This window comes from Pseudomonas sp. FW300-N1A1 (assembly GCF_058789115.1).
In genome coordinates this window covers 109421-117275 of sequence record NZ_JBYTBK010000014.1, presented here as the reverse complement: position 1 = coordinate 117275, position 7855 = coordinate 109421, and the positions used below count along the sequence as shown (strand labels likewise).

The following is a 7855-nucleotide window of genomic DNA, read 5'->3' as shown; positions in this document are numbered from 1 at the left end:
TTTTTGGGGCTGCTCTGCAGCCCAGCGCGAGCAAGCTCGCTCGCCACGGGGGATGTATTGAGCAACCCTATCCTTAATTGAACAGCATTACGCTCATGGCGGGTCGCTTGCTTGTCGTGGTCACACTCTCATGTTGCCTTCAACACGTGACCGATCGCACGTGTGGTTGTGGAAAAAGGTTGTTCAGGGTTTCCAGCAGACGGATGTAATAAATGGGCTTGCGAAACAGGTCCAGCACCTGCAGGCGCAACAGGTCACTGACATCATCCATGTCGGCATGACCCGAGGTGACTATCACCGGCAAGTGTTGACGCAAGGTGTGCTCACGCAGACGGCAGATCAACGACATGCCGCTTTCTTCGGGCATGCGCAGATCCGTGATGACCAGCGCGATATCGGGGTGGCGAGTCAGATGTTGCAGGGCAAGTTTGACTGAAGTCGCCGTGAGGCAACAAAAGCCCTCACCCTCCAGCAGTTCAGCCAACTCCAACAGGGCGTCTTCTTCATCGTCCACCAACAGGAGTTGCTGTCGTGGCGTGGAAAGGTCAGTCATGTGGTGTATCCATAGCGGAAATACCAAGGTCAAACCACCGTCGTCGATGCCGCCGAATTGATCAACGTGTCAAGCCGGCTTGACCACCGCAGTACCCCCCAGCCCTTTGAGAACATCGTTGAATATATTGAAAACCTCGGTTCCGATCGGTGAGATAAACAACACCACCAACGTGGCGACCATCGCAGCGACAATCGCGTACTCAATCGCTGATGCGCCTTCGGTCCGGTTGAAAAACTGACGGGTTTTGAGTACCAGCAAGTGAAGGGTCATCAGACTTCTCCTTGCGCCAAAGGCGCGAATGAAACGGAACTGCGACATGATTCCTCTGTGCCACCGGAGCATTGTCAACAAAGCCTTCTCCAGCAACTGTAAGAACCAACTAATTACAAAGTAGTAATCCGGCCGTTGGCATCCAACCAACTTCGCATTTACAGGGACCTCATCTTTGCGCGAGTTATTTTAAAGTTCAGTAATGGCATTTTGGATTAGCTGCGCTACCTTCAAATAGCCAAATCGTTGCTTGTTCATAGCTGCCTGGTTGCGACGTTATCTCGTGGAGTGTCACGAGCCGATGATGCAGCAGGAAAGGGAGAGCCGTCATGAACAGTCGTGTCACCATGGGTCTGGCTGGACTCTTGCTGGTCGCAGCCATCATTGTCGGATACTGGGGACTGGTCTTGAGCCGGCAACCGGCTCCGATTGCAGAATCGGTTGTTCCGCCTCCCGCAGCTCCCACCATGGTTGAAAAGACCATCGCGAATGCCGAAGACCAGACCCGCCAAACCGTGGTGGTGCTGGTGCGCGATGTACCGCCATTTATCCCCTTGACGGCCACCGATGTAGCCCTGGAAAAACTGCGTAGCGCTCCTGCTGGCAGTTTGAGCAGCCTCGACCAGGCTATCGGCCGGACCCCGTGGCGACACTTGAGTATCGGCACCTGGCTGAGCGACGACAGCTTCGACGCGGGTGGACCGCTGGCGCGAATGATCCATAAGGACGAGCGCGCCCTGGCCGTTGCGGTGGACGAAGTCATTGGTGTCGGCGGGCAGCTGCTGCCAGGCGACTACGTCGATGTGCTGTTGTACCTGCGTCAGGACCAGAGCAATGTGCAACAGTCGGCACAAATCGTGATTCCGGCCATGCGCGTATTGGGCATCGGTGAACAGTTCGGCCTGACCAACGATGGTAAACCTGCCACGCCCAGCGCCACCCCCGAAGAAAAACTCAAGCAGGATCAGCGTCGCATCACGGCCCGTACCGTAGTGCTGGCAGTACCCGAGCAACTCTTGAGCCGGCTGATGCTGGCAACGCAATCGGGGACCTTGCGCCTGGCGGTACGCAGCAGCGAAGAACAACGCCTGGCCAAATACTGGGCGGGTGAAAGCAGCTCACCCACCCACATCGATACCACCAATCGACAACTCTTCCAGTTCGCCCAGCTGGCGGTGGGCGGCGCGGTAAAAACCTCTCCGGTGAGCAGCGGGCCAACAGCGGCACCACGGCGCGGCATCGAGGTGATTCGCGGCAACCAGGTTACCCAACAAACCCCTTGATTGAGCAAAGAGGCATGCCCATGCAAAGTCGCTGCGTGCCGCTGTACACCCCCGTGATCCACTTCGACTAACGCTGCGGGTTATCGCCATGAACCAGAGTCAGAGCCTGAGCCAGACCTTTCTCGCCATCACTCGCAACAACACCGACCTTGAGTGGCTGCAAGGCGCGCTGGCGCCTTTGGGGCAGGTGGTCAGCGCGGGTGCCGGTAGCCTTGATGAACTGCTGGCGCTAGTCGACGTGACGTTTACCAACCTGGTGTTTGTCGGCCTGGACCGTGAACACCTGGTAGCCCAGAGCGCATTGATCGAGGGTGCACTGGAAGCCAAACCGATGCTGGCCATCGTTGCCCTGGGTGACGGCATGGACAACCAGTTGGTGCTGAACGCGATGCGTGCCGGCGCACGGGACTTTGTCTCCTACGGCTCACGCTCCAGCGAGGTCGCCGGGCTGGTCAGGCGCCTGAGCAAACGCCTGCCATCGGTTGCGCCCAACACACAACTGGGTGGCCTGACGGTACTGTTCGGTACACAAAGCGACGCCGACGGTGCGCTGTTGTCCAGCCATCTGGCGCTAGTGGTACAAAAGAGTGGCCAGCAGACCCTATTGCTGGACCTCGGTTTGCCACGGGGTGACAGTCTGGCGTTGTTGGGGTTGGAAAGTTCGTTTCACTTTGGTGATGCGCTGCGGCATCTGCGACGTCTTGATGCAACCTTGATCGACAGCGCATTCACCAGCGCCGAAGCCGGGTTGCGAATCCTCGCCTATGCCGACCACGATGAACCGCTGGAGCGCACCAGCGCCGCCGAGTTGTACATGCTGCTTAGCGCCTTGCGCCAACACTTCCAGCACATCGTGGTGAACCTCACCGGTCAACCGGACAGCGAAGCCTTGCGCACCTTCGTCAGCCACTGCGACAAATTACTGTGGTACACCGACCAAAGCGTCCTCGACTGCCGGCGTAACCTGGCGGTGCTGAACCAGTGGCGCGAAAAAGGCATGAAGCTCGAACATGCACGCTTGTTGGTGGACCGTTACCTGCGCAATGTTGCTCCCGACTCGCAAACACTGGGCAGGAGTTTTGGCCTGGAAGTCCTGGCCACCCTGGCCTACAGCCCGGAAGTACGGCTCAACGCAAAAAACCAGGGTGTGACCTTGTTCGAACTGGCCCCACACGAAGGTCTCACACAGAGCTTGCGCACCCTTGGGGAGCAACTGGCCAAGCGCTCCGAAAGCCTGGACAAACCCAAAGTCAGTTGGCTGAACCGCCTGCGAGGCAGCAAATGAGCGGTGAACATCTCTTCGGTGCCCAGTCCCGTCATGCTCTCGGCAACACAGACCACGAAGGCCTGAAACTGGTCCTGCACCGCTACATCATCGACGCCATTGAAGAGTCCGGAAAAAACCTGCTGGAGGGCTCGCGCCCGCAACTCTCGCAATTTGTCACCGACAAGGTCGCCGAATATATCGCTCGCCTGCACCTGGCGATCTCACGCTATGAAATGGAGCGCCTGGGCGAAGAGATCGTCGACGAGCTCACCGGTTTCGGGCCGCTGGAAGTACTGTTGCGCGACCCGACCGTCACCGAGATTCTGGTCAACGGTCCGCACCGTGTGTTCATCGAGCGAGACGGTGTGCTGCACCACAGCGACCTGCGTTTCATCGATGCCCATCATGTCGAACGGGTCATGCAACGCATCCTGGCGCCACTCGGTCGACGCCTGGATGAGTCCTCGCCGATGGTCGACGCCCGGATGCCCGACGGCAGCCGGGTCAACGCCATCATTCCGCCGATCGCGCTGGACGGCCCGTGCCTGTCGATTCGGAAGTTCCGCAAGGACATGCTTAAAAGCACCGACCTGATGGCCATGCAGACCATTGACCAGGCGATCTACGATTTCATCCAGGAAGCGGTCGGGCGCCGTTGCAACATTCTCATCAGTGGCGGCACCGGCACTGGCAAGACCACCCTGCTGAACATCCTCAGTCAGTTGATCAACCCGCATGAGCGCCTGGTCACCATCGAGGACGTCGCTGAGCTGCAACTGGGCCACCCGCACGTCGTGCGCCTGGAAACCCGCCCGCCGAATGCCGAGGGCCACGGTGAAGTCAAGGCCAGCGACCTGATCCGCAATGCCCTGCGGATGCGCCCGGACCGCATCATCCTCGGGGAAATCCGTGGCGTTGAGGTACTTGATGTACTGACCGCCATGAACACCGGCCACGACGGTTCAATGAGCACTGTGCATGCCAACAATGCCCAGGACGCCTTGTTGCGCCTGGAGACACTGGTCGGCCTGACCGGGCGCCAGGTTGCCGAGCGCACATTGCGGCAGATGATCTGCGCGGCGCTCGATGTGGTGATTCAACTGACGCGCCTGCCCGACGGCCGACGCTGCGTCAGCGAGGTGGTGGAAGTGGTGGGCATCCGTGAGGATGTCTATGTCACCAACACCCTGTTTCGTTTCGATCGACGAACCGGCTTCGGCTTTCTGCGCGAAGCGGTCAACCCCGCTGGCGATAAGCTGCGCCGTGAGTCGGGCCTGACATTCAATTGACGTGGCGAGGCGTGCGCGATGATCGGTCCGATACTGCTCAGCCTGATGTGCCTGGTATTGCTGTGTCTGTCGATCCGGTTGTTCTTCAAGGGCGTGCGTCAGACCAACACCGAACGCGTGCTGAGCCGACTGGCTCAGGGGCAACCGGAACTGGTTGTGCAAAAGACCACCTGGAGCGGCTTGGAGCGCGCGTTCCTGCGGGCAGGCCTGGGACATCCGACGCAGCGCCTGGGCCTTTGGCTGACACTCTGGGTGCTGTCGATGCTGATCGGCTTCGCGGTGGCTGGCTGGATGGGTCTGTTGAGCCTGTTGCTGCTACCTGCGCTGGCGCTGCGACTGTACATCTCCTGGCGCTATCAACGCCGCTTGCGACGAATGATCGAACAACTGCCGCAGCTGCTCGACCATACCGTGCGCAGCCTCAAGTCCGGGCGAACCCTGACGGACGCGGTGCTGGGCGCCATCGAGGCCAGTGCCGACCCACTGAAAAACGCCATGGGACGCGTGCAGCGCAACGTGCAACTGGGCGTCAACCTGCCCGATGCCGTCCATGACTTTGCCGAACTCTACGATCAGGATGAACTGCGCATGTTTGCCCTGGGGTTGAAGGTCAACCACCGTTATGGCGGCAACGCCAGCGAACTGCTGGAGAACCTGATCAAGCTGATCCGCGAGCGCGACCAGGGTGCAAGACAGCTACGGGCCATGACCGGTGAAACCCGAATGACCGCTTGGGTACTCGGGCTATTGCCGATCGGCCTCGTGTGCTACTTCATGATCACCAACCCCAATTACATGCTCGGCATGTGGCACGACCCCAGCGGCCAGCACATGCTGATCGGCTCGCTGGCGCTGCAGGTCGTCGGCTCGTTGGCACTATGGCGCATGTTGCGGAGTGTTTGAAATGGCAATACTGGCAAGTGTGCTACTGCTCCTGGCCGCCATGGCACTGCTGCTCGGCAGTCTGCTCCAGCAACGCCGACGCGAGCGTCAGGTTGCGCAACGCCTGCAAGGTGACCTGGTGCGCGACAACCGTCTGAGCAGTTGGCTACGGGTGATCGGCGACAGCAAGTTCAGTCAGCGCTCGATCAGCATCGACAGCGAAACCCAGACCCTGCTCAGCCGTCTTGGCTGGCGCCGGGCCAGTGAGCGCTCTCTGTATGCCGCATTTCAGGTCGGCATCCCGCTGCTGGTAATGGGGCTTGCGGTGTTTTGCCAACAAGTGTTTTTCCCCAACGCCAATCATCCTTGGCTGATACCGATGTTCGCAATGGGCACAGGCTATCTGATACCCAAGCGCTTGCTGGCCTACGCGGTCAAACGCCGACAACGGATCATCGCCACGGAGATCTCGACCTTCATCCCCCTGCTACGCATTCTGTTCGAGTCGGGCATGGCAGTGGAGCAAGCGTTACGTGTGCTGAGCACCGAAGCGCAAAAACTGCTGCCGGAACTGACCAGTGAGTTGCGCCTGATTCTGACCCGCGTCGACTCGGGACTGGAGCTTGGCCAGGAATTGAATCAGAGCGCCACGTTGCTGGCCGTGGACGAGTTCAACGACACCTGCGTGATTCTCCAGCAACTGATCCAGCAAGGTGGTGGGGCGATGAAATCGCTGCTGGCACTCAAGCAGTTGCTCGATGATCGACGCCTGACACGCCTGCAGGAGTACGTCTCGAAAATGTCCGCCAAGATGTCGGTGGTCATGATGGTGTTTCTGTTTCCAGCCTTGCTCATTGTCCTGGGCGGGCCGGGCTTTACCGCCATCGCCCGGGCGTTTTCCTCCTAGCAGCGTGCCTAATGCGCCGTTACCCTGCGCTGCATCCCCGAATGACTCGGCGTTAACGCCAACGCCAGCTGTGTGCGGTTATGCATGTGGGTCAAGCGCAATACCTGAGACACATACAGCTTTACCGTGTTCTCGGTAATACCCAGCTCACAGGCGATCTGATAGTTGGTCTGGCCTTTGCCGACCAATCGCGCGACCTCCAGCTGACGTGGCGAGAGCTGATTGAAGATGGCGGGGATCTCCACCCGTTCGGCGGCACCGGGAGTGTCTTCGCCCGCCCCTGTGGGCGACTTCATCAATGGTGCTCTACGGACTTTGTCGAGGTCCTGGTAAAGGTCATCGATGGATTCAGAGAGGTACTGCAGCTTCTGGTTCAGGTGACCCAGTTGCAGCGTCTTTTGCCGTTCCTGCAGGGCGACTTCCTGGCGCTGCAGGCCTTCGAGCAACTCACCCAGGTCGATGGGTTTCTGGTAGTAGTCGGCAAACCCGGCACGCAGTGCCTTGATCACATCCTGTTTGTCGGCACGTCCCGTGAGCATGATCGCCTCGAACACTCGCTCCTTTGCCGCCAGACGTTGCAGGGTCTGTACCAACTCAATGCCATCCAGGTCCGGCATGTGCAGATCACACAGCACCAGGCCGATATCGGGGTCTTCGCTGAAACGCTCGATGGCCTGCACGCCCGACTCGCAAGGAATGCAGCGGTAACCACTGCTCTCGAGGAACTCGCAGAGCTCTTCCACAATCAACGGTTGATCGTCGACCACTAGCACTTTTACTGCCGATGTGAGCTTGTTCACTCGCCACTCCATGTTCAGGTCGAGCACTGAACGTTGCTGTACCGACGATCCGGAACCCTACAGCTGCTGAACTGAAAGTAGCCGTACTTTCCGACTATGTACATAGCAATACCAGCGCAGTGCCGCTACTGGAGGCAGAGCATCGTCACGAGCATGCCGATCAACACGAACGGCGCGAAGGGTGGGTTTTTTGACAGGTCAGGCGCGAGATACGGAATGGATTTTCTAAGTCCTTGAGCAATATGCGGCCATAACCTTGGCGCCAGCAGTAACCAGAGGACACTCGCCACGCCGGCACCGATAAAACTGCCCAGCAAATGCACGGGCTCGGTCGCAAGACCGATCGTCGCCATCAGCTTCACGTCACCGGCCCCCATCCGGCCCGATGCATACCCAGGCAAGGTAAACGCCAGCGCCAGCGCCAGTGCCCATCCACCCTGCTCGGCACTCGCACCCAGCCAGGTAAGACCGCTCCAGAACAGATACGCCAATGCCAACCCGCCCACTCCCAGCGTAAGCCGGTTGCTGATGTGCCGTTGCTGAACATCCTGAGCCGCGCACAGCGCCAGCCAGATCAGTAGGACAAAACTCTGCATCGGGT

At 59.3% G+C, this 7855-nt stretch carries 9 protein-coding genes; 5 read left to right on the top strand and 4 right to left on the bottom strand.

Annotated elements, in window-relative coordinates; translation table 11 throughout:
- Window positions 1–139: 139 nt before the first annotated feature.
- Window positions 140–553, bottom strand: a complete 414-nt coding sequence (locus AC3WQN_RS12610) for a response regulator (RefSeq protein WP_103400082.1) — start codon at window positions 551–553, stop codon at window positions 140–142.
- A 69-nt stretch (window positions 554–622) separates the two neighbouring features.
- Window positions 623–826 (bottom strand): Flp family type IVb pilin, encoded by a 204-nt coding sequence (locus AC3WQN_RS12605; protein ID WP_103400083.1) that lies wholly within the window; start codon window positions 824–826, stop codon window positions 623–625.
- A 329-nt stretch (window positions 827–1155) separates the two neighbouring features.
- Here AC3WQN_RS12605 and cpaB point away from each other — a divergent pair, with 329 nt between their 5' ends.
- From cpaB to AC3WQN_RS12580, 5 genes are all read left to right on the top strand, one after another.
- Window positions 1156–2109, top strand: a complete 954-nt coding sequence (gene cpaB, locus AC3WQN_RS12600) for a Flp pilus assembly protein CpaB (RefSeq protein WP_103400084.1) — start codon at window positions 1156–1158, stop codon at window positions 2107–2109.
- Between the two features lie 88 nt (window positions 2110–2197).
- A complete protein-coding gene (locus AC3WQN_RS12595) occupies window positions 2198–3394 on the top strand; it encodes a CpaE/TadZ family protein (protein ID WP_103400085.1) in 1197 nt (398 codons plus the stop codon).
- On the top strand, window positions 3391–4665 hold the full coding sequence (locus tag AC3WQN_RS12590) for a TadA family conjugal transfer-associated ATPase (protein WP_103400086.1): 1275 nt from the start codon (window positions 3391–3393) through the stop codon (window positions 4663–4665). Before AC3WQN_RS12595 ends, AC3WQN_RS12590 begins: the two co-directional genes overlap by 4 nt.
- A gap of 18 nt (window positions 4666–4683) precedes the next feature.
- Window positions 4684–5568 carry a type II secretion system F family protein gene (locus AC3WQN_RS12585; protein WP_103400087.1) on the top strand — a complete coding sequence of 295 codons (885 nt, stop codon included), beginning with the start codon at window positions 4684–4686 and terminating at the stop codon, window positions 5566–5568.
- A 1-nt stretch (window position 5569) separates the two neighbouring features.
- Window positions 5570–6454 carry a type II secretion system F family protein gene (locus AC3WQN_RS12580; RefSeq protein ID WP_103400088.1) on the top strand — a complete coding sequence of 295 codons (885 nt, stop codon included), beginning with the start codon at window positions 5570–5572 and terminating at the stop codon, window positions 6452–6454.
- An 8-nt stretch (window positions 6455–6462) separates the two neighbouring features.
- On the opposite strand, the gene AC3WQN_RS12575 is transcribed toward AC3WQN_RS12580, so the two are convergent.
- Together AC3WQN_RS12575 and AC3WQN_RS12570 are read right to left on the bottom strand one after the other, a co-directional pair.
- Complete coding sequence (locus tag AC3WQN_RS12575; RefSeq protein WP_103400089.1) at window positions 6463–7254, bottom strand: response regulator transcription factor; 792 nt, start codon at window positions 7252–7254, stop codon at window positions 6463–6465.
- A gap of 125 nt (window positions 7255–7379) precedes the next feature.
- Window positions 7380–7850, bottom strand: a complete 471-nt coding sequence (locus AC3WQN_RS12570; RefSeq protein WP_103400090.1) for a prepilin peptidase — start codon at window positions 7848–7850, stop codon at window positions 7380–7382.
- Between the last annotated feature and the right edge of the window lie 5 nt (window positions 7851–7855).